The 24,223-nt window shown below is 56.9% G+C and carries 25 protein-coding genes; 9 read left to right on the plus strand and 16 right to left on the minus strand.

The window, feature by feature from the left end; translation table 11 throughout:
• The first annotated feature begins 60 nt into the window (after positions 1 to 60).
• The 3 genes from OZ410_RS12405 to OZ410_RS12415 are packed head-to-tail and all read left to right on the plus strand — an operon-like array spanning position 61 to position 2,257.
• Positions 61 to 837: an ion transporter gene (locus OZ410_RS12405; protein ID WP_420917759.1), complete on the plus strand. Its 777-nt coding sequence runs from the start codon at positions 61 to 63 to the stop codon at positions 835 to 837.
• A complete protein-coding gene (miaA, locus tag OZ410_RS12410) occupies positions 837 to 1,748 on the plus strand; it encodes a tRNA (adenosine(37)-N6)-dimethylallyltransferase MiaA (protein ID WP_277708295.1) in 912 nt (303 codons plus the stop codon). The genes OZ410_RS12405 and miaA overlap by 1 nt, the downstream gene beginning before the upstream one ends.
• A complete protein-coding gene (locus OZ410_RS12415) occupies positions 1,745 to 2,257 on the plus strand; it encodes a gluconokinase (RefSeq protein ID WP_277708296.1) in 513 nt (170 codons plus the stop codon). The genes miaA and OZ410_RS12415 overlap by 4 nt, the downstream gene beginning before the upstream one ends.
• 41 nt (positions 2,258 to 2,298) lie before the next feature.
• On the opposite strand, the gene OZ410_RS12420 is transcribed toward OZ410_RS12415, so the two are convergent.
• From OZ410_RS12420 to OZ410_RS12480, 13 genes are all read right to left on the minus strand, one after another.
• Positions 2,299 to 3,018, minus strand: coding sequence for a response regulator transcription factor (locus tag OZ410_RS12420; protein ID WP_277708297.1), 720 nt, complete (start codon positions 3,016 to 3,018; stop codon positions 2,299 to 2,301).
• A 9-nt stretch (positions 3,019 to 3,027) separates the two neighbouring features.
• The gene (locus tag OZ410_RS12425; RefSeq protein WP_277708298.1) at positions 3,028 to 4,608 is read right to left on the minus strand and encodes a sensor histidine kinase; all 1,581 of its coding nucleotides are present in this window, start codon (positions 4,606 to 4,608) and stop codon (positions 3,028 to 3,030) included.
• Between the two features lie 55 nt (positions 4,609 to 4,663).
• Positions 4,664 to 5,272: a dephospho-CoA kinase gene (gene coaE, locus OZ410_RS12430; protein ID WP_277708299.1), complete on the minus strand. Its 609-nt coding sequence runs from the start codon at positions 5,270 to 5,272 to the stop codon at positions 4,664 to 4,666.
• Positions 5,269 to 6,222, minus strand: a complete 954-nt coding sequence (locus OZ410_RS12435) for a CdaR family protein (protein WP_277708300.1) — start codon at positions 6,220 to 6,222, stop codon at positions 5,269 to 5,271. Before OZ410_RS12435 ends, coaE begins: the two co-directional genes overlap by 4 nt.
• A 3-nt stretch (positions 6,223 to 6,225) precedes the next feature.
• On the minus strand, positions 6,226 to 7,236 hold the full coding sequence (locus tag OZ410_RS12440; RefSeq protein ID WP_338156658.1) for a glycosyltransferase family 2 protein: 1,011 nt from the start codon (positions 7,234 to 7,236) through the stop codon (positions 6,226 to 6,228).
• Positions 7,237 to 7,305: 69 nt separating this feature from the next.
• A complete protein-coding gene (locus OZ410_RS12445) occupies positions 7,306 to 8,118 on the minus strand; it encodes an enoyl-ACP reductase FabI (protein WP_277708302.1) in 813 nt (270 codons plus the stop codon).
• Between the two features lie 80 nt (positions 8,119 to 8,198).
• Positions 8,199 to 9,854 carry a DNA repair protein RecN gene (gene recN, locus OZ410_RS12450; RefSeq protein WP_277708303.1) on the minus strand — a complete coding sequence of 552 codons (1,656 nt, stop codon included), beginning with the start codon at positions 9,852 to 9,854 and terminating at the stop codon, positions 8,199 to 8,201.
• Positions 9,855 to 9,909: 55 nt separating this feature from the next.
• Positions 9,910 to 10,824: a type IX secretion system protein PorD gene (gene porD / locus OZ410_RS12455; RefSeq protein WP_277708304.1), complete on the minus strand. Its 915-nt coding sequence runs from the start codon at positions 10,822 to 10,824 to the stop codon at positions 9,910 to 9,912.
• Positions 10,796 to 12,001 (minus strand): bifunctional phosphopantothenoylcysteine decarboxylase/phosphopantothenate--cysteine ligase CoaBC, encoded by a 1,206-nt coding sequence (gene coaBC, locus OZ410_RS12460; protein WP_277708305.1) that lies wholly within the window; start codon positions 11,999 to 12,001, stop codon positions 10,796 to 10,798. Before coaBC ends, porD begins: the two co-directional genes overlap by 29 nt.
• Before the next feature lies 1 nt (position 12,002).
• Positions 12,003 to 12,332: a DNA-directed RNA polymerase subunit omega gene (locus tag OZ410_RS12465; RefSeq protein ID WP_277708306.1), complete on the minus strand. Its 330-nt coding sequence runs from the start codon at positions 12,330 to 12,332 to the stop codon at positions 12,003 to 12,005.
• Positions 12,333 to 12,334: 2 nt separating this feature from the next.
• The gene (locus OZ410_RS12470; protein WP_277708307.1) at positions 12,335 to 13,177 is read right to left on the minus strand and encodes an outer membrane protein assembly factor BamD; all 843 of its coding nucleotides are present in this window, start codon (positions 13,175 to 13,177) and stop codon (positions 12,335 to 12,337) included.
• Positions 13,178 to 13,272: 95 nt separating this feature from the next.
• Positions 13,273 to 14,175, minus strand: a complete 903-nt coding sequence (gene dapA / locus OZ410_RS12475) for a 4-hydroxy-tetrahydrodipicolinate synthase (RefSeq protein WP_277708308.1) — start codon at positions 14,173 to 14,175, stop codon at positions 13,273 to 13,275.
• Positions 14,172 to 14,708: a DUF6913 domain-containing protein gene (locus OZ410_RS12480; RefSeq protein WP_277708309.1), complete on the minus strand. Its 537-nt coding sequence runs from the start codon at positions 14,706 to 14,708 to the stop codon at positions 14,172 to 14,174. Before OZ410_RS12480 ends, dapA begins: the two co-directional genes overlap by 4 nt.
• Positions 14,709 to 14,898: 190 nt before the next feature.
• Between OZ410_RS12480 and OZ410_RS12485 the strand changes: the two genes are divergently transcribed.
• From OZ410_RS12485 to OZ410_RS12495, 3 genes are all read left to right on the plus strand, one after another.
• Entirely contained in the window at positions 14,899 to 15,543 is a 645-nt protein-coding gene (locus OZ410_RS12485) for a 5'-nucleotidase C-terminal domain-containing protein (protein ID WP_277708310.1), read from the plus strand.
• Positions 15,540 to 16,454: a metallophosphoesterase gene (locus OZ410_RS12490; RefSeq protein WP_277708311.1), complete on the plus strand. Its 915-nt coding sequence runs from the start codon at positions 15,540 to 15,542 to the stop codon at positions 16,452 to 16,454. Before OZ410_RS12485 ends, OZ410_RS12490 begins: the two co-directional genes overlap by 4 nt.
• An 83-nt stretch (positions 16,455 to 16,537) precedes the next feature.
• Complete coding sequence (locus tag OZ410_RS12495; RefSeq protein ID WP_277708312.1) at positions 16,538 to 18,430, plus strand: OmpA family protein; 1,893 nt, start codon at positions 16,538 to 16,540, stop codon at positions 18,428 to 18,430.
• A gap of 8 nt (positions 18,431 to 18,438) precedes the next feature.
• Here the strand turns inward: OZ410_RS12495 and OZ410_RS12500 are convergent, their stop codons facing one another.
• From OZ410_RS12500 to prmC, 3 genes are read right to left on the minus strand one after another with little or no spacing between them, the layout of a single operon-like run.
• Complete coding sequence (locus OZ410_RS12500; protein ID WP_277708313.1) at positions 18,439 to 18,741, minus strand: hypothetical protein; 303 nt, start codon at positions 18,739 to 18,741, stop codon at positions 18,439 to 18,441.
• Positions 18,742 to 18,750: 9 nt separating this feature from the next.
• Positions 18,751 to 20,769, minus strand: coding sequence for an NAD-dependent DNA ligase LigA (ligA, locus tag OZ410_RS12505; RefSeq protein WP_277708314.1), 2,019 nt, complete (start codon positions 20,767 to 20,769; stop codon positions 18,751 to 18,753).
• The gene (prmC, locus tag OZ410_RS12510; RefSeq protein ID WP_277708315.1) at positions 20,766 to 21,638 is read right to left on the minus strand and encodes a peptide chain release factor N(5)-glutamine methyltransferase; all 873 of its coding nucleotides are present in this window, start codon (positions 21,636 to 21,638) and stop codon (positions 20,766 to 20,768) included. Before prmC ends, ligA begins: the two co-directional genes overlap by 4 nt.
• Positions 21,639 to 21,714: 76 nt before the next feature.
• On the opposite strand from prmC, the gene ribD reads away from it, so the two are divergent.
• The 3 genes from ribD to OZ410_RS12525 are packed head-to-tail and all read left to right on the plus strand — an operon-like array spanning position 21,715 to position 24,222.
• Complete coding sequence (gene ribD, locus OZ410_RS12515) at positions 21,715 to 22,767, plus strand: bifunctional diaminohydroxyphosphoribosylaminopyrimidine deaminase/5-amino-6-(5-phosphoribosylamino)uracil reductase RibD (RefSeq protein WP_277708316.1); 1,053 nt, start codon at positions 21,715 to 21,717, stop codon at positions 22,765 to 22,767.
• Positions 22,760 to 23,362 (plus strand): HAD family hydrolase, encoded by a 603-nt coding sequence (locus tag OZ410_RS12520; RefSeq protein ID WP_277708317.1) that lies wholly within the window; start codon positions 22,760 to 22,762, stop codon positions 23,360 to 23,362. Before ribD ends, OZ410_RS12520 begins: the two co-directional genes overlap by 8 nt.
• A gap of 2 nt (positions 23,363 to 23,364) precedes the next feature.
• Positions 23,365 to 24,222 (plus strand): EamA family transporter, encoded by an 858-nt coding sequence (locus tag OZ410_RS12525; RefSeq protein WP_277708319.1) that lies wholly within the window; start codon positions 23,365 to 23,367, stop codon positions 24,220 to 24,222.
• Position 24,223 lies beyond the last annotated feature (1 nt).

Consider the following 24,223-nt stretch of genomic DNA (forward strand, 5'->3'; position numbering starts at 1 on the left):
CGCTCAAATAGTACCTGGAGAAGCAAACTGCACGAGATTATCTACGAGGCGGATACCCCCATGGGGAAATGGTTCGACCTGGTACTTTTCTTTATGATCATCGTGAGCGTGATCCTGGTCATGCTCGAAAGCGTAAAGGATTTTGACGCCCGTTACCACGACATTCTGCTGACCCTGGAATGGGCCATTACCATTTTCTTTACCATCGAATATATTGCCCGGATTATCTGCATCCGCAAGCCGGCCCATTACATCTTCAGTTTTTACGGCATTATCGATTTTATCTCGACCATCCCCCTGTACCTCTCCTACCTGGTGGCGGGGTCCCAGGTTTTTCTGGCAGTACGGGCCTTCCGCCTGCTGCGGATCTTCCGGATCCTGAAGCTGGTACAGTTTATAGGCGAAGCGTCACAGCTGAAGACGGCCCTGAAGGCCAGCCGGACCAAGATCCTGGTTTTTATCTATGTGGTCCTGATCCTGTCCGTCATTATGGGGACCATCATGTACCTGATCGAAAGCGACGAGGCAGGCTTTACCTCCATCCCCAGGAGTATTTACTGGACCATCGTTACCCTGACTACGGTAGGCTATGGGGATATTGCACCCCAAACCAACATCGGCCAGTTTATTGCCACGGTGATTATGATTCTCGGTTACGGGATCATTGCCGTCCCCACCGGAATCGTAACGGTCGAATTTGCCAAACACAGGGGCGGGGCCACAGATGCCACTTCGGACACGACCGTGCACCTGAACACCCAATCCTGCCCAACCTGTGCCGTGGAAGGGCACCGGGACGGGGCCAAGTACTGCTTTAACTGCGGTTCTGCCCTGTGATGAAGCCGGTCCTGCTCAGCATAAGCGGCCCTACTGCCATTGGAAAAACGGCCTGGGCTATCCGCCTGGCCCGGCATTTCGGGACGGAGATCCTCTCCGCCGATTCCCGCCAGTTTTATAGGGAAATGCGCATCGGCACGGCCGTGCCGGAGCCCGGGGAGCTGCTGGCCGCCCCCCACCATTTTATACAGCATCTATCCATACACGACCCCTATTCGGTCGGGGATTATGCCCGTGATGCCCTGGCCTGCCTGCGCCATGGGTTCCGGAACCACCCCCTGATGATCCTGGTCGGTGGCAGCGGGCTGTATACGGATGCGGTCACCAAAGGCCTGGACGCCTTCCCGGAAGTGGCCCCGGGGGTTCGGGAAGCGCTTACCCGGCTGTGGGAGACGCAGGGGCTGGAAGCCCTGCAAAACCTTCTGGCGGAAAAGGACCCGGTATACCACGCCCAGGTAGACCTGCAAAACCCTCATCGCCTGATCCGCGCCCTGGAAGTATGCCTGAGCGGGGATCTACCCTATAGCGGATACCGAGGAAAGGCCACTCCTCCGGATTTTTTCCACCACCTGCCCCTGGCCCTGGAAGCCCCCCGCGAAATGATCTACCGGCGCATTGAAGCCCGGGTGGATGCCATGATGGCAGCGGGCCTGTTGGAGGAAGCCAGGAAACTCTACCCCATGCGCCATCTGAATGCGCTGCAAACCGTGGGGTATCAGGAGCTTTTCCGCCATTTGGAGGGAGAATACGACCTGGATACGGCCGTGGCCGAGGTCAAGAAAAACACACGCCGCTTTGCCAAGCGGCAACTCACCTGGCTGCGACGGGATGCGAACGCCCTCTGGGTACCGTACGACGCAGACCCGGAAGCCGTAATCGGAGCCATTCAATCCCGCCTGGAAACTTTATGAAAACAGCACAAAACCACCCTGGGATATATTGGATAATGGGGGTTTCTGCCTCCGGCAAATCCACCCTGGGCCTGGCCCTGGCGCGCGCCCTGGGCGTCCCTTTTTTCGATGGGGACGACTTCCACCCCCAGGCCAATATCGCTAAAATGTCCGCAGGTATCCCCCTTACCGACTCGGACCGGGCCGGCTGGCTGGATCGGCTGAACCGCCTGGCCCGCGACCACCGGGACAGCGGGGCAGTAATCGTATGCTCGGCTCTGAAAGAGGCCTACCGGCAACGCTTAGCTGAGGGTATCCCGGAAGGTATCCAGCAATGGGTAGTGCTCCATGGTGCCTTTGAAACCCTGCAAAAACGTATCCAGGCCCGCACCGACCATTTCATGCCCCCGGGGTTGTTGCAATCCCAGTTCGACACCCTGGAGCTCCCGTCCTACGGGATTCAACTGGACGTGGCCCTTTCCCCGGATCAAATGCTGCAAAGGGTGCTGGAAACACATCGGGCCGGCTAAAGCCGGCCCGTGGTGCATTGCAATAAGGTAATTTCCAGGTCTCAGGACTTTTCGGAATCCGTTTTCACAACCAGCCGGAAACCCTCTCCGTGGATGTTGAGGATTTCCACATCCTCGTCCCGCTTCAGGTACTTGCGTAATTTCGCGATATACACATCCATACTTCGGGAGGTAAAATAGTTGTCGTCCCGCCAAATCTTGGTCAGGGCCAGTTCCCGGGGCATCAGATCGTTTTCATGCAGGGCCAGCAGGCGCAGCAATTCATTTTCCTTGGGGGAGAGTTTAACCGGCTCCTCTTCTTTGTACTTGAGGAAACGCAGCTTGGAGTTCAGGTGGAAGTGCCCGAATGAGAATTCGAATTGCTTGCTGTCCGCCAGGTTATCCGATGCTTTGCGCTGCAGGATGGCCCGTAGCTTCATCAGCAGCACCTCCGAATCGAAAGGCTTGTTCAGGTAATCGTCTGCCCCGGCCTTGTACCCTTTCAGCACGTCTTCCTTCATCGTTTTGGCGGTGAGGAAGATGATGGGGACATTCTCGTTTTTCTCGCGGATTTCCCGCGCCAGGGTAAAGCCGTCCTTATAGGGCATCATCACATCCAGGATACAGACGTCAAAATGTTCCTTCTTGAATTTTTCGAACCCCTCCATTCCATTTTTGGCCAGGGTTACATCAAAGTCGTTCATGGACAGGTAGTCCTTGAGGACAATCCCGAAATTGGGATCGTCTTCTACGAGTAATATCTTCTTGTTTTCGGTTTCCATATTGCAATTTTAAATTAAGGGGAGCTTTATAAAGAAGGTGCTTCCCTTGCCCTTCTCGCTCTCTGCGTATACCTCTCCCTGATGATCTTCTACTATTTTCTTGACATAAGCCAGCCCCAGCCCATGTCCTTTCACGTTGTGTATGTCTCCGGTATGCTCCCGGTAGAACTTTTCGAAAATGCGCTTCAATACGGCTTTGGACATCCCGGCGCCCTGGTCCTGGATCCGGATCAGGATGGCGTTCTTGGCCATTTCCGTATACACATCAATCTTGGGTGCCTCCGGGGAGTACTTTACGGCATTGTCCAGGATATTGACAATAACGTTCCCCAGGTGCATTTCATTGGCCAGGACATCGCATCGTTCCGCTTCCAAATGGGACTTCACATACCCGCCCCTGTCTTTTACGATAAGTTCCACATGGTCTATGGAGCTACGTATTAGGTCGTGCAAATCCAGGCGTTCCTTACTGATATCCAACTGGTTCTTCTCCAGCTTGGAAATGCGAAGCACATTTTCTACCTGGGCATTCATGCGTTTATTCTCGTCACGGATCATCTGCAGGTACCGATTGGTTTTCTCCACATCCCCAATCACTTTGGGGTTCCGGATGGCCTCCACCGCCAGGTTGATGGTCGCGATAGGCGTCTTGAACTCGTGCGTCATATTGTTGATGAAATCCGACTTAATCTCGGAAATCTGCTTTTGCCGGATCAACTGGTAAATCGCGCTGGCATAGGCAATCATGATGATAAGCGTAAACAACAGGGAGAGACCCGCCATACCCAGCACGGATGCCAGGATAAACTTCTTTTCCCTGGGAAAGGAGAGCAACAGGGCATAGTCTGTATTGCCTTCACTGTCCCGGAATAAGGGGGCTTTATAAAAATTTCCCGCCTCGTACTTGAACCTGCGTGACTTTACCTTGGTGGGCAGGCCGCGGCTGTATACCCCATATTCGTAATCGATGTCCAGGTTGTGCGACTCCAGTTCCCGGCTGATCATCATTTCGATCTCCTCCCGGCTCACGCGTTCGTGGATCGGAAACTTTTCCGCATACTCCCGGTACACGTCGTCGAACATGGCTTTTTCCATGGCTCCCAGCCCGCCTACCTTCTCCCAGCGTTCTATCGGGTTAAGCCGGTAGGCCTTACCGTCCAGGCCAAATTCTTCCCGGTAAAGGGTTTTGGAGCGGCGGCTGGTATAGCTTTTAATGGTGGCCGAGTCCGTTGCCGTACCACTGTCAAAGAACGTGGATGCGATATTGTAATCCTCCTCGAGTATCCCGTGGGAATACACCAGAATTTCATTGGAATTCAAATCCCGGTCGACGAAAAAAATGTCACTCAGGTGGCGGCTCTGTAATTCCCCTATGCTGTCTTTCAGGTTCAGAAAGCGCTCGGAATAATCCTTCATCTCCCGTTCCTCGATCATATCGGAAACGCGGTTCAGGACATCGGTAACCACACTGGAAAACTGCTCTTCCTTGTCCTGCACCGAATTGCGAATCCAGTAGATCTGAACGGCGATAATCCCGATCAGCGACAGGCTCATCAGAATGACGAGCAGAACAAACAATTTTCTATTCATCGATAAGGTAAAAGTAAAAATTTAACATTTAGGCGATGGGGGGTTTAACCAAACCTTAACACTCGCTAAGCCCCGCAGAACCTGATAGTTCCAGCAATTCTCGATGGATTTCCCCGACCTGTTGCCGGGTGTGCGGAAGGGAATCGTTCCGGATTTCAAAATCCGCCAGGGCGCGTTTGCGGGCATCCGGCCACTGGTGTTTCATACGGGAGCGGACCGCTGCTTCCGCTGCTCCATCCCGGGCTACAACCCTTTTGAGGCGCTCCGTTTCCGGGGCGGTAACCAGGATCATTCGGTCCATGTTTTGGTACCCTCCGTTTTCAAACAGAATAGCCGCCTCCTGCAGTACGTAAGGCGAGTCCTGGTCTTCCGACCAGTGGAGAAAGTCCTGTCGCACCGCCGGATGGACCAGGGCGTTTACCGCTTCCAGCAAGGCCTTGTCTTTAAAAATGCGCGATGCCACCCAGGCGCGGTCCAACTGCCCTTCCCGATAGGTTTCCGGCCCCAATAGCCCTATCAGGGCATCCCGGAGCCGGGGATCCGTTTCCATGAGTATTTTAGCACGGGCGTCCGAGTGATAAACCGGGACACCCAGATCCTCAAAGAAGGCGGCCACCGTACTCTTGCCACTGCCAATCCCGCCGGTAAGTCCTACCGTTATCATTCTCTGCGTATAATGAATTCTACGGAAGCCTCCAGCAGGCTGCTGTTGTATACGCCCCCGGGCTGTCGTTCCAGGATCAGTGGCAGGCGGCCGGATTCCGGGTCCGGGCTGCCAAAATCCGCAACCACCCGGAAATCTTCGGGCTGAATCGTATTGAGGGCATCCACCTTTCCCCGGCAAAGGATACCTACGGTGGTGGGAAAGGTTCGGATATCCAGGCGTTCGGGGATATTGATCACTTCAATGGGGACATCCACCACGGTTTCCGAAAACCGGAAAATATTTGCAGATACCACCACTGCTTCACGGGAAAGGCGTGTGTGTTGCAGGTTCCCGGCTACCTCCAGGGGGACCTCCAGGCGAATGGAGTCCCGCACATCCTTCAGCACCACGGGCTGGGTGCGCAACACCCGTATGGTGTCGATCTCCTCCGGGGGGCCCAGCAGGTGTACCTGCGGTGGGTCAACCTTCACCTCGCCCTGCATCATGTAATTCTGGGCCAGTTCCAGTTCCAGTACAGGTTCTACGGATACGGTTCGGGACTGCAACCGCTGGAAGTTGAGGAATACCGTATCCTGTGGCAGGTCCAAAATGGCAATCCCGTTGTCCATTTGCCGGTCTATCTGGTCCCGGAACACCCGGGGTTGTATAAAATACCGGCCGCGGCGGCGCGAAGCCGCTGCCAGGTCAATCTCCAGGCGGCGCGGGCTAAGCTGGTATGCCAGCAGCTTAAAGCCACTGGCCCGCACCCGAACCTCCAGGTCCTGTGGGGGCGACTCTACCAGGATCAGGGAGTCCGGGGCCTGCCCATAGGCCACCTTGAATACTACGGGATAGGTATACGTCTCGGAAAGCCGGCTTACGAGCCAGGCAGCAATGGCGCAGGCCAGAAAAAGAAGGAAGGTCCTGGCCTTGGGCTTGCGGATGCCGGATTTGAGTTTGTCGATCACCTGTCAGGCCTTAAAGAAGAGGCCGGGAAACAATTCCTGCGGCTTCTTTCCACTAAAGGTAAGCAAGCTGGTGGATTTAAGAAAACCCCAGCCGTAACCCGCAAACTGGATAAGGGCCGCAGGGAGGGAAAGCAGGGCGATATACACAGAACCGTAGGTGGCCCAGGCTGCAAAGAAAAGGGCCAGCAGGTAGGCCCCTGCAAAGGCCAGTGGCGCCCATGAAAGCGGGTGTTGCCAGAACAGCGGCAACAGCAGGGCAAACAGCAGGCCCGCGCAAAAAAGGGTGGGGAACCAATAGGTGATCCTGGCCGTACCCGGGTGCCAGCGATTCAGGATGGGCCGGGTCATGCCAAATTTCTTAACCTGCCGGTAAAAGGACTTAAAGTCAATCCGGCGTTTATGGAAGACCACGGCTTCCGGGATGTATTTGAGTTGGAATCCCGCCTGCAGCAACCGCAGGCTCAGGTCCGGGTCCTCCCCGGGGTGGATGCTCCCAAAGCCTCCGCTGGCCTCGAAGGCGCGGCGGGAAAGCCCCATATTAAAACTCCTGGGTTGAAAGTTGCGCTGGGCCTTTTTCCGGCCCCGTATGCCCCCTGTCGTCAGGGGGGAGGTCATGGTAAAACTGATGGCCTGCTGGATAGGGCTGAAACTGGGATGGCCGGCATCCCGGCCCCCAAAGCAATCTGCAGGGTCTGCAAGCAGGGCGTCTCTGACAATTTGCAGGTAGTCCGGCGGCAGGATGCAGTCGGAATCCACCAGCAGGAAATAGTCCCCGCTGGCCTTTCGCATCCCGTAGTTCCGGGAATCGCCGGGACCCGTATTGGGTTTGGTGAAATACTGGATGTCCAGGTGGGAGGCATAAGCCTGTACCACGGAAGCCGAATCCCGCTGGGAGCCGTCTTCCACCACCACCACCTCAAAGGGAGCATTATACACCTGTCCCTTCAGGCTTTCCAGCAGTTCATCCAATTCCTCCGGCCGGTTGTACACCGGGACGACAAGTGAGAATTTCAAGGCTTCGGGCATGGTACAAAAAAGCCATCCGCGCGCTGGGGGATGGCTATGGGTATATTGGGATCCGGTTTATTCCGTAAAGTGGTCGATCACCTCCTGGCTTACGCCGGTGTTAGAGAAGCCTCCATCGTGAAAGAGGTTCTGCATGGTCACCTTCCGGGTGAGGTCCGAAAAGAGGGTAATGGTATAATCCGCGCAATCCTGGGCGGTGGCATTCCCCAGGGGCGACATTTTTTCGGCATAGGCGATAAACCCGTCAAAACCCTTCACCCCTTTCCCTGCGGTGGTGGGGGTGGGCGACTGGGAGATGGTGTTTACGCGCACCTGTTTTTCCTTCCCGAAAAAATACCCGAAACTGCGGGCTATAGACTCCAGGTAGGCTTTGTTGTCGGCCATATCGTTGTAATCCGGGAAGGTACGCTGGGCCGCCATATAGGTAAGGGCGACAATACTGCCCCAGGAATTCATGGCATCCCCCTGATAAAGGGCCTTCATGACCTTATGAAAAGACAGGGCGGAAACGTCCCAGCCCTTGGTGGTCCAGTCGTAGTTCTGATCGGTATAGGCGCGTCCTTTACGCACGTTTACCGACATCCCGATGGAGTGCAGTACAAAATCCAGCTTTCCGCCCAGGATTTCAACGGAACGGCTCACCAGCTCCTGCAGGTCTTCCTCGCTGGTCGCATCGGCCGGGATGATCTCCGACCCGGTTTTGGTGGCCAGCTCCTGGATCTGCCCCATGCGCATGGCAATGGGGGCGTTGGTCAGGACAAATTTGGCGCCTTCCTCATGCGCGCGCTCAGCAGTTTTCCAGGCAATGGAGTTCTCGTCCAGGGCCCCGAAAATAATACCTCTTTTTCCTTTCAAAAGATTGTAGGACATGTGCGGTCTGGTTTGGTTTTACGGCTCAAAGATATTCAAAATTTGGGGAACCTGGCCTGGATTTCACCCCGCCTAACTCCTTAATTGAGCAGCTCGCGGGCATGGCTCAGTGCGGCAGCGGAAATCTGGGTTCCCCCCAGCATCTGGGCCAGCTCCTGGATGCGCTCCTCGCGGGTAAGGGGTTTCATACCCGTACGGGTCTGGTCTGCCCCCACTTCCTTGTACACCTGGAATTGCTGGTGGCCCTTGGAAGCCACCTGGGGCAGGTGGGTGATGGCAAACACCTGCATGTGACGGCTCATTTCGAGCATGATCTCCCCCATGCGGTTGGAGATCTCCCCGGAGACCCCGGTGTCGATCTCGTCGAACATCATGGTGGGCAAGGCTTCATACCGGGCCAGGATGGCCTTGATCACCAGCATGATCCGGGAAAGTTCCCCCCCGGAGGCCGTTTTTTTGAGGATGCCGTACTGCCCCCCTTTATTGGCGGTGAATTGCAGTTCCAGCAGGTCACGGCCCAGGGGGCCAAAATCGTCCCGTTGGTGCAGCAGCCAGCGAAAGGAGGCATGGGGCATCCCCAGGCGGGCCAGTTGTTCGCCCAATTGGGCGGTGAACTGTGGCAGTACCTGCTCGCGGCGCTCCCGCAACTGCAGGGCCAGGGCGTGCAAGGTGGCTTCCTGTTCGGTCACACGGGCCTCCAGCCGTTCAATCGCTTCGTCCATGGACGCCGTATCGCTAACCTGCCGGGCCAGGGCATCCCGAACCTCGATCAGGCCCTGTACATCGCCCACATGGTGTTTGTGCTGCAGGTCGTAAAGGGTTTGTAACCGGCCATTGACCGTATCCAGGGCTGCCGGGTCGGATTCCACCTCCGAGACCAGGGCGCCGAATTCCTGGGTAATGTCGTCCGTCTCAATAAAAAGGGACTGCACACGGGCGTGCAGTTCGGCGTATTTGGGAGCCAGGGAGGTCAGTTTCCCGGTTAGTTGCTTTAAGCGGGCCTGCAGGGCCTGCAGGCCGTGCTCCTCCGCCTCGCATAACTGGTAACTCGCTTCCAGGTATTCGGCAATCTGCCCGGCATTGCTGAGTTCGGATTGGCGTGCCTCCAGGGTTTCCTGCAGGTCCGGGCTCAGGTTGGCCTGCTCCAGTTCCTCCAGCAAAAATTCGTTGTAGTCCTGTTCCCGGAAGGCCGCCTGCCGCCTTTCACGCAGCTGCTCCAATTCTCGCGAGGTTTCCTGGTACTCCCGACGCACCTCCCCATAGCGCCCCAGCAATTCACGGTTTTCCGCCAGGGCGTCTACTACCCGCATCTGAAAATCGTGTTCGGTGAGCTCCAGGGTCTGATGTTGGGAATGCACGTCGATCAGCAGGCGTCCCAATCCCGCCAGTACATCCAGGGTTACCGGGCTGTCATTGATAAATGCCCGGGATTTACCGTTGGGCCGGATCTCGCGCCTTAACAGGGTTTGGGGATCATAGTCCAGGTCTTCCCGCGTAAAGTACTCCCGGATGGCCGGATAGGATGAGATCTCAAATTCGGCCTCCACCACACAATGGTTCTGGTCGTCCCGGAGGGCCGAACGGTCTGCCCGGTTACCCAGGACCAGGCCCAGGCCTTCCAGTAATATGGATTTCCCTGCCCCGGTTTCCCCCGTGATGGTGGTAAACCCCTTGGAAAACGAGACCTGCAGGTCTTCGATAAGGGCGTAATTCCGGATGGAGAGTTGGGTAAGCACAGCGGATTTCGTTTACCGCGTAAAGATAGGAGAATCGACTGTAAAACCGATGCGCTCAGTAGGTGATTTGGCTCCAGGTACTGGCGTAGAAGGGCGCCACCCGGTTCAGGGTTTCCTTCAGCTGAACAAGGTCCACCTTGGGGCCGTCCGTAAAGATGTTCTGGATTTCTTCGGCCTTGGCATCGAAAAAGGTCTGGATTAAAAAGGCATTGGGCCGGCGCTGGATCAGGGTCTCAAAAAGCCGCAGGGACCCGGCAATGATCTGCTTGCCCGTACTGTTGTTGTCCGCCAGGATATCCAGGCCTTTGCGGTGGTAGTTGTACAGGGCGATCCGGTACTCCCTGAAGGTGTTGGAAAGCAGGTTGTCCACGAGCTGGAACCGGGTGCGGTTGTCCGTGGCGGTCTGGCCCCAGCCCGGGTATCCGGCGCCCTGTGCCTGGGTAACGATGGCCTGCGCTTTTTTAAAGTGGTCTGTGCCCCCTTCCAGCTGAAAGGTATCGGCGTCCAGGCCCAGCATCACATAGACGTAAAAGGAGATCACCCCCACCAGGTTGGAGTCGAAGACATTTTCATTGAAAACCAGGGGCTGGAACTCAATATATTCGAAATTGAACTGATTGTCCTTATAATTAAAAACGGGGGTTTCGTAAGAGGTATTGAACACCGGGCGGGACGACTGCAATTGCAGGGTGGCCTCGAAACGGCCCGACTCAAACCGGGTTACCGTAACAAACATGCGACAATTCAGGCGTTCCTGCTCTTTGTATACCCGGTTGGTCCACCGCGTTTTGTTAACCAGGTCGGTTAGGGAACGCTCCAGGGTCCGGAAAACCTGCTGGTTGGTCTGGGATACCTGTTCGGAGTTCACCGTAACGGTACAGTTGAGTTCCTGGGCATGCGTAACCTGCAGCAGGCCCAGGAGGCCGGCAGCCAGGAAGGTCTTAATGCCCGATACGAAGGTGGATCTCATCTAGAATATCGCAGGCGGTTTCTGCCTTGCTTTTTAAGGGAAACGGTTTAATCTCCGAATTCTTGTCTATAAAGGTGATTTTGTTGGTTTGCCCGCCGAAACCTGCGCCGGGGTCCCGCAGCGAATTCAGGACAATCGCATCCAGGCCCTTGCGGTTTAATTTCGCCTGGGCATGCTCCAGTTCCTTCTCGGTTTCCAGGGCAAAGCCCACCAGATACTGCCCGGATTTAGCCTGGGACAGGGTATGGATGATATCCGGATTGCGGACCAGTTTCAGCTGGAGGGCCTCCTCGGTTTTCTTGATTTTTTCGGGGGCTACCTCGGCAGGGCGGTAATCCGAAACAGCAGCGGCTGCAATCACTACGTGTGCGCTACTGAAGTGGGCCTGGGCCGCTTCCAGCATTTCCCGCGCGGTCTGTACCCGCAGGCAGGTTACCCCGGGATGGTCCATGGTCAGGGTAGAGGGCCCGGTAACCAGTACCACTTCGGCCCCGCGATTGGCCGCTTCCCGGGCCAGTTCAAAGCCCATGGTGCCACTGGAATGGTTGCCGATAAAGCGCACAGGGTCGATGGGTTCGTAGGTAGGGCCTGCAGTAATGAGCACCTTGCGGCCGCGCCAGGGCAACCGGGATTCCAGCCAAGCGGTTACCTGTTCCAGGATAGCCTCGGGCTCCGCCATGCGCCCCTCCCCTTCCAGGCCGCTGGCCAGTTCCCCACTGGCCGCGGGAATGAGGACGTTTCCAAAGCCCTCCAGGGCTTCAATAGCAGTACGGGTAGCCGGGTGGCGAAACATGTCCAGGTCCATAGCCGGGGCAAAAAAGACCGGGCATTTGGCAGACATATAGCACGCCATCAGCAGGTTATCGCAGGTGCCAGAGGCCATTTTGGAAAGGGTATTGGCCGTGGCCGGGGCAATGATCATCAGGTCTGCCCACAACCCCAGTTCCACATGGTTGTTCCAATCCAGCTCCCCGTCTTCCTCCCGTACAAAATCCCGCATCACCGGGTTCTTGGACAGGGTAGCCAGGGTAAGGGGAGAAACAAAATGGCCGGCGCTTTCGGTCATCACAATACGGACCTCGGCGCCGGCTTTAATCAGTAAACGGGTAAGGAAGGTGGTCTTGTATGCGGCAATACCTCCGGTAACACCCAAAAGGATGCGCTTAGACCTTAACATCCTACTCCGTGTCTTTCTCGGTATTTCTATGGTAGATCTTGTCCTCCAGCCATTCCTGAACGGCAAGGGCGTGGGGCTTGGGAAGCTTTTCGTAGAATTTGGACACCTCGATCTGTTCCTTGTTCTCAAAGACTTCTTCCAGGCTGTCGCTGTAAGTGGCAAACTCCTCGAGTTTCTCCAGCAACTCCTTCTTGATGTCGGAATTGATCTGACCGGCCCGTTTGGCTACGATGGAAATGGCTTCGTAGATGTTGTCCGTCTGGGCGTCAAATTCATCGCGGTTAATGGTCACCGTGGTAACGGGGGCCTGGGTGTTTTTCAGGTCGTTCATGCTTATCGCGTTAAGGATTCTTCAAAAGCGTTAAAGGCTTCGGTTTCTTTTTCGATGTCGGAATGGAGTTTTTCCGCATCTTTTACAAATTCGCTTTCCGGGTAGTAGCGCATAAAGGCGTTATACGCGTCCATGGCGTCTTCCAGCCGCTCCCGTTTTTTGTTGTAGGTGCTGTTCACGGCCAGGTTGGTGGCCGCAGACAACTTCAGGTAATAGGCCTCTTCCCGGAACCGGGATCCCGGGTGGTCAGAGATAAAGTTCTCGAGGCTGGTGATGGCCGAGATGTTGTAATCCAGGGTATAGGATTTTCCCAGCTTTACGAACTGCTTGGCTATTTCAAACGCTTTCTTTTCTTTTTTCTCCGTCAGCTCCCGGGCCATCTGGTTGGCCTCGGCCATAAATTCGGATTCCGGGTAGGCGTTGATAAAGATCTGCAGCTTCCCGAGGGCCTTGTCCGTATCGGTCTGGTCCAGCGAGTAGCGGGGCGAAAGCAGATAATAGCTCTTGGCCCCCAGAAAACCAGCCTCTGCAGCCTTGTCGCTTTTAGGGTAGGATTTCAGAAAGCGCTCAAACTGATAGCCGCTGAAATTATAGTCGCCGATTTTAAAGTAGGAATCGGCCAGGAAGAACAGGACGCGCTCGCCCTGGGGTTTGCCCACGTAACGCGGGGCAATCTGTTCCAGCAGCCGGTTGGCCCTGCGGTAATCCTCTTCCTCATAGAGGCGTTGGGCCAGTTCGTATTTCTTGCCCAGGTCCGACTCCTTCAAAACCTTCTGGTATTCACTGCAGGAGAACAGCAGAGGGAAGAGTAAAAAGAGCCCGAGATGTTTGATTTTCAAAAACATTGCGCAAAAGTAGCGATTCTACACCAGATTCTAAAACGAAAAATACAGCATCCGGGTATATCGCAGCGCCCCGTGCGGTGGAATTTAAACAAACTTTAACGCCCCACAGGCTGCCCGGCCTCCAGGGTTTTCAGTTCACGGGCCAGATGCTCGGTAAGCCCCGCAGAAGCCGCCACCAGCGGCAGGCGCACCGCCGGGGTACAGATGCCCTTCAGGTGCAGCAGGGCTTTGATCCCGGCAGGGTTGCCCTCCCGGAAGATGCCCTGCATCAGTGGGGTTAGCGCCTGGGATTGTTGTTGGGCCGCTTCCCGGTTGCCCGCAGCAGCCTGCCGCATCATCCCGGAAAATACCCGGGGCAACCCCTGCCCCAGAACGGAAATGACCCCTGCCCCGCCTGCCAGGACGGTATCCACTGCCGTGAAATCATCGCCGGACAACAGGAGAAAATCTTCGGGTAGCTGGGCGGCCAGGTCCCGGATTTGGGCCATATCCCCGCAAGCCTCCTTGATCCCGATCAGGTTGGGGCATTCCCGGGCCAGGCGAAGGGTGGTTCCAGCCAGCATATTGCTGCCGGTTCGGGCGGGTACGTTATACAGGATTAAAGGCAGGGGGGAACGCTCCGCCAGGTACCTGAAATGCCGGTAAATACCTTCCTGAGTGGGGCGGTTATAGTAGGGGGAAACGGACAGCACAGCGTCGAACCCCTGCAGGGGCGTCTGTTGCAGCTCCTCCCCCACGGCCAGGGTATGGTTGCCTCCAATCCCGACCACCAGAGGCTTTCGGCCGGCATTGGCCTCAAGGACCGTTTGCATAACCTGCTGCTTTTCCGCTCGGGAAAGGGTGGCGGATTCGGCCGTGGTCCCCAGGGCCACCAGATAGTCCACGCCCCCTTCAATCACATCATCCACCAGGTGCCTCAAGGCATCCAGGTCCAGGCTCAGATCTTCCCGAAATGGGGTTACCAGGGCAACTCCGGTGCCCTCAAAAAGCGTTTTCATGCGATTTCCTTCAACACGTTGAGGTACTTTTTCAATTCGGAGGTGAACAATCCGAAATCCGAAATGTCACAACTGAATATCAGGTCGTTGTAAGCCGGATCCACCCCATGCAGACCGGCCCGGATCCGGGCGCGGGCCTGCAGGCTCACCAGCTGCATCAGCAGGTTATCCCCCTGAAAATAGTTGATCAGCAGGTCGTATTCCCTGCCTAGGAATTCAAGCACATAGCTATTTTCGACGGCTCCCTTCCAGCCCAGGTCCTTATCTGAGAATACGGGCGTGGCATAGGGGGAATTCTTGTCGTAGAACGATTTATATCCCAGCACCTTCACCGCATTCGGGTGTATTCCCAGTACTTCAGTGAGCCCGAAAAGGGCCTCCACATCAGAGAAGGCGTCCAAATCAGCCAGGATGCCTACCGCCTGTATCCCGGAGCGGCCTTCCGGCCGCAGGCGGGGCTGTGCCACCTCCTGCCGCAGGTATTTCAATCCGGAATTATGCTTAAATTTATCCTTTAGTCCTTTCAGGATCATGTACCTTCGCGTTTCAAGCAAAGGTAGCTAATATCACTGCAAATGCTCCACAAAGATAACCGGGATGCGTAATTTAAAAATGCAACTAATTGTTTTATTTATAACAATTAGTTTCGTCGGGTGCAAGCCCGAACCCGTATACCTGAGGGCCCTTCATGCCCACCAAACCCCCATTGACAGCACCCTCCCTTTGGCCGATTCCCTGGAGGCCTTTGTAAAACCATACCGGGAACATGTGAACGCCGTGCTCGATGCGCCCCTGGCCTATGCCCCCAGAACCCTTTCCAAGGATGAGCCCGGACTCAATACCGCCATTGGCAACCTGATGGCGGATATTGTGTTTCAAGCTGCAGATTCCCTGGAGCATATGGCCGGGCGGAAAGGGGCAGACCTGGCCCTTCTGAACCACGGCGGCATCCGGTCCATCATCTCCAAAGGACCGGTAACCGAACGCACGGCCTATGAGGTAATGCCCTTCGAAAACACGATTTATCTGGCCACGCTTTCCGGCACCCAGATCCGGGAATTGGTGCGCTACCTGGCCGACCAGGGTAAGGCCCATCCTATAGCGGGTATGCAGATCATCCTGGGAGGCGGGGGATTCCTGGAATCCGTGAGCATTGGCGGGCGGCCTTTTGACGAGCAACAGTCCTATCGCGTGGCCACCTCCAGCTACCTCATCAGCGGGGGCGACGGCATGACTTTTTTCCTGGAAGCCGCAGAAACGCGGGATACCGGCTACCGCATCCGCAACGCCATGACCGACTATTTTAAAGCAACAGACACCCTTCGGGCCGTACAGGACCGTCGTTTTGTCAAAGAACAAACCCCATGAAACGGAGAAGATTCCTGAAAACCAGCGCGGTTGGCGGGCTGGCGGCGGGTGTGGGAAGCCTGGGTCTGCAGGCCTGTGCCTCGCGCCGGGAACAGCGCATTACCGTGCTGCACACCAATGATGTCCACAGCCATATCGATCCCTTCCCGAAAGACCATGGCATTTACCCAGACCTTGGGGGCGTGGCCCGTCGGGCCGGCCTGATACAACGCCTGCGGCAGGAAAACCCCAATACCCTCCTGCTGGATGCAGGAGATATTTTCCAGGGGACCCCTTACTTCAATTTTTACGGGGGTGAACTGGAATTCCGCCTGATGAGCCGCATGGGCTACGACGCCGCCACCCTGGGGAACCACGATTTCGACAACGGCCTCAGCGGCTTACTGGCCCAGATGCCCTATGCAGATTTTGCCTTCCTCTCTGCCAACTACGACTTTACCGACACCGTCCTGCACGGGTATGTGCAACCCTCAAGGGTGTTTGAGCGCGGTGGGGTACGCATCGGGGTATTCGGGATTGGCATCCGCCTGGAAGGGTTGGTAGATCCCGCCCTGTACGGGGAAACCCGTTACCTGGACCCGCACGAACTGGCCCTGGATACTGCGCGCCGCCTGCGGGAGGACGAGCAATGCGACCTGGTTATCTGCCTCTCCCACCTGGGCTACCGTTACCGGGATCCCCAACGCTCGAGCGATATCACCCTGGCCCGGCAAACCGAAGGCATAGACCTGATTATCGGGGGGCACACCCATACCTTTATGGAACGCGCCCAGGTAGAAACCAACCGGGCCGGGGAACGCGTCATCATCAACCAGGTAGGCTGCTACGGCATCAACCTGGGGCAGGTGGATTTTACGCTCCGTCCCGGGCCTCAAAAGCCTACCGGCATGGGGGTTTCCATAGAGGTCTGAGCTGCTGACATTCCGGCTGCCTCCCTTACGGAGTTTCCCATTTCTTTCCATTGTATTAGATTTGAAAGGGTAACCCGATTCACATGACCAGACCTACGCTATTGTTCCTCGCCCTGCTGGCAGGGCTCTTTGCCCGGGGGCAGAATCCTTTTGGCATCACCCCCCAACGCTCCGACCAGCCGGGTGCCTGTACCCATTTTGAAGCGGCCTTTGCCCAGAAGCCCCGCGAAATCCAGTTCCGGGCGGTAGCGGATGCCCAGAACACCCTGTATTTCGAGGTCTCGGACCCCGCCTGGTTCAACAGCCTGTTCCCCACGGATGATTTCGGGATCAGCGTAGACCTGGTTACCAAAGACCGTTATGCCTGCGAACAGAACCCTCCGGAACCCTCCTTCCCCAGGGGACAGGTCCTGCGGCCGGTGTACGGGGACCAATTACGCCGCACCCTCAAACCCGCAGCGGGAGAAAGTTATCGGGTGCGCATCGGGAAAGTACCGGATGGGTACCGGGGGATGGAAGTGGAATACAACCTCCTCTTCCTGAGGGGTAGTACCCTGTGCCGCTACCAGTCCTTTTTCGAATTGCAAGCCTACTCCTGGGACCTGCTGGATATGGGGATGTACCTGGATTCCCTGACCTACCGCACCCAGCTTTCCGCCCTGGAAGACACAGACCGGTTTACCCTGCGCTACAAGACACTCACCTTTACCGTCCCCTTCGAAAAAAACAAGGCGGAATACGCCCCGGAGGACCTCAGGCCCCTGTATGATTCCCTGCGCCTGACCGATTTTAACATCCGCAGGATTGACATCCGTGCCTATGCCTCTGTGGAAGGCGATGCCGGCCGCAACCTGGAACTGCAGAACCAGAGGGCCCAGAGCATGGTGCGCGCCCTGCAGTCCTTCCAGCAACCTTCCATTGAAACCTCGGTTTCCACAGCTGAGAACTGGGTGGAATTCCTGGAGGACCTAAAAAATACGGAATACGCCAACCTGCGGCCTTTGCCCCAGGCCGAAATCAAAGCGGCCCTGAATGGTGGGGCAGCCGCCCGCCTGGAGCCCATCCTGAGCCGCCACCGGAAGGCAGTAGTGACCCTGGAACTGGAAAGAAAGGATCGGTACCGCGACCAGACGGTAGCCCAACTGGTGACCCTCTTTAACCAGGCTATTGGGGAAGATGCCCTAGAGAAGGCCTCCGAGCTCCAGGCCTCCATCTTTGAGCGGCTGAAAAGCGGGGAAGCCCCAGTGGAAACGCTGAGTGACCTGGAAATGCCGCGCCAACAGAAATACGTGCCTTTTTTTAATAAGAATTCCGCCTTTCGCTACCTGATGGACGAGCGCAACATGCTGATCGCCTTTAACGAACTGGAAAGCCTGGACCACCTGACCCCTGAGGACCCGAAAATCCAATACAACCTGGCCGCCCTGAAACTCAAGCTCTGGCGCTATAACGCCCAACCCATCGCGGACGGGGAGGTCAAAAAGAATATTGAGGCCTTGCGCAGGCTGGGCATTGCCGAAAACCTGGTGCAGCGGATGCTGATTAACTACCACATTGTGCGCAGCGAATACCTGATGCGGCAACGGGATTACGCCGGGAAGGATGCCTCTGTTCAATACATTGCAGAACACTACACCCAGGCCCCTTTACGGGATTACGATTACCTGAGCCTGGCCCAGTACATGGCTTATTACGCCAACCTGGAAGAGGCGGTAACCCTGGTGGAACCCCGGATGCGACGCATCGAGGTAAGCGAGAACCTCCTGTTTTATTACCTGAACCTGACCCTGGTGGACCGAAGCCTGACCCAGGACCCGGATTACCGTACCATTATGCTGAATGCCATTGGCAAGAACCCGGAGCGTTTCTGCCGTTTATTCAACCCCATACCCAATGGGGGGGTAACCTTCCAACTGCTGGAGAACCCGTATTTGCGAGAAACGTATTGTGAGAATTGTACCAGCCCAAAGCCCTGATTCCGGCCTTATGCTCCGGATTCCAGAAAGGCTTTGACCAGCGTCCGGAATTCGGCTTCCAGGCTGCAGTCGGGAAACGGATACCCCGCTCGGTCGTACCAGTACCCGGCATTCCATCGATCTCCCTCCTTACGGTGCAGGTAGGCGTGGATGCGGCTTCCTGCAACACCGGGCATGTCCTGGGCAATGTTGTGGGATGCCTCCCAGTCACCTTTCCCGTCGAACCACAATGCCTTAAGGGCCGGGGAAAGTGAGGGGTCCGGCGATTCGGCCCGCAGGCTGTCCATAAAGTCGGAAAAAGAAAGGGCCATGGCTTCAGATCAGGCGCCCGGGGAAGCCTCCCCAAGCAGTTCCAGGAATTCGGTTTCGGACAGGATGGGCACCCCCAGGTTTTCGGCCTTGGCCCGCTTACTGGGCCCCATATTGGCCCCGGCCACCAGATAGGTGGTTTTGGAGGACACGGAGGAGGCTACCTTGCCGCCATTGTCTTCGATGCGCTTCTTAAGTTCATTGCGGTCCAGGGTTTCAAAGACCCCGGAAACCACAAAAGTCTGCCCTTGCAGCAGGTCGGTTTGCCCCTCCAACTGCTCGGCGCTCAGCGAAAACTGCAGCCCATAGCCCCGCAGCCGTTCCACCAGCTCGCGATTAACGGGGTTCGCGAAAAAGTCCAGCACGCTCCGGGCGATCCGCTCCCCGATTTCGTCCACCGCCATCAGGGCCTCCTGGCTGGCTGCCATCAGGGCATCGATATCCCGGAAGGCCCGGGCCAGTTTTTTGGCTACGGTCTCCCCTACATATCGGATCCCTAATGCAAAGAGCACCCGTTCGAAGGGTATTTTCACGGATTCCCGTACTCCCTGGACCAGGTTGGTTGCGGATTTTTCAGCCATGCGTTCCAGGGGGGTCAGTTGTTCGGCTTCCAGGGTATAGAGGTCGGCATAATCGGCGATCAGGCCCTCTTTGAAGAGTAGCTCCACGGTTTCGCCCCCAAGGCCTTCGATATCCATGGCCTTGCGGCTGATAAAGTGCTGTATGCGTCCCGTGATCTGGGGCGGACAGCCGGTGTCGTTCGGGCAAAAGTGTTGGGCCTCCCCGGGTTTGCGCTCCAGGGGGGTGTTGCACTCCGGGCAGTTCGAGATATATTGCACCGGAGTACTGTCCGGCGGACGTTGGCTTAAATCTACCGCAGTGATCTTGGGGATGATCTCCCCGCCTTTTTCCACAAAGACCATATCGCCCAGGCGTACATCCAGCTTAGCGATCTGGTCTGCGTTGTGGAGGGAGGCCCGCTTGACCACCGTACCGGCCAGTAGTACCGGTTGGAGGTTCGCCACCGGGGTAATGGCCCCGGTACGCCCCACCTGGTAGCTGATGTGTTCCAGGCGGGTAAGCGCCTGCTCGGATTTGAATTTATAGGCCATGGCCCATCGGGGCGATTTGGAAGTAAACCCGAGCTCTTGCTGTTGTTGCAGGCTGTTCACCTTAACCACTACCCCATCGGTTTCAAAAGGCAACTCATGGCGGCGGGTGTCCCATTCGGCCAGAAAATCCAGCACCGCCTCAATATTCGGGCACAGACGGGCCGTTTCGGGGACCTTAAAGCCCCAGCCGCGCATGCGCTCCAACATTTCCATCTGGGTATCGACCCCCAGGTTTCGCCCTACCATCCCATAGGGCAGGCAATCCAGCGGCCGGGTCGCCACCAGGCTGCTATCCTGGAGTTTTAGGCTCCCGGAGGCCGTATTGCGGGGGTTCATATAGGGGTCTTCCCCATTTTCCACGCGCTCCTGGTTCATCCGGGCAAAGCCCTCCAGGGGCAGGATAATTTCCCCCCGTACATCAAAGCGCTCCGGCACCACCCCTTGCAGTCTAAGGGGTATGGAACGGATGGTTTTGACATTGGTGGTAACATCGTCGCCCTGTACCCCGTCGCCGCGTGTCACGGCCCGGATCAATACCCCGTTCTCATAGGTCAGGTTAATGGATGCCCCGTCGTATTTGAGTTCGCAGGTAAAGGCGATCTCCACCCCTCCCAGCAGGCGTTGCAGGCGCTGTTCCCATTCCACGAGTTCCTCCCTGGAATACGAATTGTCCAGGGAATACATGGGGTGGTCATGTACCACGGTATCGAAGGCTTTGGTGATGCCGCCCCCTACCCTGTGGGTTGGGGAAGCCGGGTCGTCAAACTCCGGATGCAGAGCTTCCAGCTGCTGCAATTCCTTGAGTTTCATATCGAACTCGTAGTCGCTGATTACGGGCTCGTCCAGGACGTAGTACCGGTAATTGTGTTCCTGCAGGGCTGCCCGAAGGGCTTTAATGGTCTCTTCTACCTGATTCATAGGGGTTGATGGGTTTCTCCGGAAACGGGTTTCCTCCCGCGGAGGAAGCGGTCGTTTCCAAAAATATCCTTTTTCATTTGTATTTCCTGCAACCCACCGGCCCGGAGCAGGTCCGCTATGGGTGCCGCATAATCCCGGTGGATCTCGAGGTACAACCACCCCCCGGGCCGCAGAGACTCCTTTGCCCGGGCAAGCAGGCAATGGTAATAGGCAAGGGGGGCGTCTTCCGGGGCAAATAAGGCCGCCCCGGGTTCCTGATCCCGAACATGGGCATCCAGGCTTCTCCGTTCGCCCTCAGGGATGTAGGGGGGGTTAGACACCATGAGATCAAAGGGAGCTGCCCCTTCCAGGGGCTGGCACATATCGGCCAGGCAACCTTCCATTTTGACCTCCTGGTTCCGGGCGTTCTCCAGGGCTACCTCTAGGGCAGCCGCCGAAAGCTCCAAGGCACAGACCTGTGCCCCGGGCCAGTGCCGGGCCAGGGCAATGGCAATGCACCCACTGCCCGTACCCAGGTCCAGCAGGCGCGAATTGGAAAAATCGTGGGAATGGGTAATCCAGGCCACCAATTCCTCGGTTTCGGGCCTGGGTATCAGCACGGCAGGGGTCACCTTCAGGGTCATCCCCAAAAAGTATCCACGGCCCGTTACATATTGTACGGGAACATGCTGCTTTAAGCGGGAAAGCGCTTCAAAGAGCGGGGTTTCGGCCTCCTTGGCCAGGATTTTACCGGGCTCCAGCCCCAGCACAAACCGGGGCAGGCCGGTAAATACTTCCAGCACCTCGTAGAAGACGCTGTCTATCTCTTCCGCAGGGTAGTGTTCCCGGAGTTCCTGGTGGTATATGGATTTGATTTCGCGCAGCAGCATTTGGAGTGGCTTTAACACGCCGGTAAAGGCCCTGTCCCATTGAGGGGCATTCGGGGCAATGTGCTATTTTTGCCGGGTGAAGATACACGAATTCTACCTTTCCCGTTGCCTGGAACTGGCAAAAAAAGGCCGCGGTTCCACCGCCCCGAACCCTTCTGTGGGTGCTGTGGTGGCCGGGCCCGGTGGCATCCTGGGGGAAGGCTTCACCAGCGCCTATGGCGGCCCCCATGCCGAAGTCAATGCCATTAGGGGCGTATCCGATCCGGAAAGGCTGAAGGAGGCCACCTTGTACGTCACGCTGGAACCGTGTAACCACCATGGTAAAACCCCGCCCTGTACAGACCTGATTTTACAAATGGGTATCCCCCGGGTTGTGATTGGGCTGCAGGACCCCCATGCCCTGGTGGATGGCAGCGGGATCGCGCGCTTGCGCGGCGCAGGCTGCGAAGTTATTACCGGGGTGCTGGAAGGGGCATGTGCGGAACACCACCGCCGCTTTTTGACCTTTCACCGGGAAAAGCGCCCTTACATTATCCTGAAGTGGGCCCAAACGTCAGACGGCTATCTGGCCCCGGAGCCGGCTGCCCGGCAGGGGGAACCTGCCCCGGTCTGGATCACCGGGCCACGCTCCCGACAATTGGTCCACAAGTGGCGCAGTGAGGAACAGGCTATCCTGGTGGGAACCCAAACAGTGCTGGCGGATAACCCCGGGTTGGATACCCGGCACTGGCACGGAAAAAACCCGCTCCGGATCCTTTGGGACCGGCAACTGCAAGTCCCCACGGATTACCGTATATATGATAACCGGGCGGAAACCTGGGTTATTCACGGGCAGGAGTCTGCCGAAAAGGCCCCTGCACATGTGACCTACCTGGCCCTTGGCAGGGAAGCGGATCCCCTTGGGGCGCTTATGCGGGAGCTCCACGCCCGGAACATCCAAAGCCTGATTGTGGAAGGTGGCGCTCGGACCCTGGAAACCTTTCTGCAGCGCCGGTTGTGGGATGAAGCCCGGGTCTTTACGGGGCCGGTCACCTTTGGCAAAGGCCTCCCTGCCCCGCAGGTAAAGGGACGGTTGACCGCCACCCGTAAAGTTGGGCAGGACCGATTAGATTCCTGGCGACGTGAGTAAGGCCATTATTTTTGATTTTGGCGGGGTATTGATCAACCTGGATTTTGAGGCCGTACCCCGGGCCCTGCGCGAATGGGGAGCCGATCCCTCAGATGCCTTTTTACAGCAACTCAGCCGGCAATACGAGACCGGGCAAATCCCGACAGCGGGCTTTCTGGAAACGGCCTCCGGGAGGCTGGGAGGCGTTTCCGGCGCTACGCTGGCCGAGGCGTGGAATGCGATGATTCTTGACCTGCCAGAATCCAGGGTAGAATTCCTGGAAAACCTGAGGGATGGCGGAGGCTACCGCCTGTTCCTGCTGAGCAACACCAACGCCCTGCACATGGCCCGGGTGCGCGAACGCCTCGGAGGCCCGGCTTACCAGCGATTCACGGCTTGTTTTGAAGGTTTTTACCTGTCCCACGAAATTGGACTGCGCAAACCGGATCCTGAGATTTTTCGGTGGGTTACCGGGCGCCACGGCCTGACGCCCGGGGATACCCTTTTTATCGACGATACAGCCGAACACATCCTTGGGGCACAGGCTATTGGCCTGCAAACCTGGCATTTCCAACCGGGAAGGGATAAAATCACCGAACTTTTAACCCGTAGCTGACCATGTGGGACCTGGTATGGAGTATAGCATGTTCAAGTCTGATCTTTGTGGTCTTCCGCCTGTACAAAACCTATGGGATCCGCACCTATCACGCCATAATCATCAATTATTTTACGGCATGCGGCGTAGGATGGATCATGGCTCCGGCCTCTGAGGCTGCAGAAACCCTTATTTCCCGACCCTGGCTGCCGGCCGCCCTGTTACTGGGCGTCCTGTTTGTGACCATTTTTAACCTCATGGCCAGGACTTCCCAGCGCATGGGGGTTTCCGTGGCCTCGGTGGCCACCAAAATGTCTTTGGTCATCCCGGTGGTATTTGGCCTGCTCTGGTATGGGGAGCGCCTCACCACCTGGAATGCCATAGGGGTACTCCTAGCCCTGGCTGCGGTGTATTTCACCTCCCGCAAGGGCCATGGCCCCCTGGTGCATGCCAGGTCCCTCACCCTCCCGCTACTGGTATTCCTGGGCTCTGGGATTATCGACACCAGTTTAAAATTCATGCAGGCCCACTGGGTTCCAGAGGCCGAATTCCCCCGGTTTTCGGGTACTATCTTTGCAGCCGCCGGCCTGGCCGGTTGCCTGGGATTATTGCGCCATCCTCAGGCCTTTAAAGGGTTTACGGCCAAAAGCGCCCTTGGGGGGCTGGCCCTGGGCATCCCCAATTTCTTTTCGGTGTATTTCCTATTGAAGGCCCTGCAGGCCCCGGCCTGGAGCAGCGCCACTATTTTTACGCTCAATAACGTGGCCATCGTGTTGTTGACCACCCTGCTGGGCGTGGTCCTTTTTGGGGAGCGCCTGCAGGGGGCCAATCGCCTGGGCATCCTCCTGGCCCTGCTCAGCATTATCCTGGTAAGCCTCTGAA

The sequence above is a fragment of the Robiginitalea aestuariiviva genome, from assembly GCF_029537735.1.
GTDB lineage: Bacteria > Bacteroidota > Bacteroidia > Flavobacteriales > Flavobacteriaceae > Robiginitalea > Robiginitalea aestuariiviva.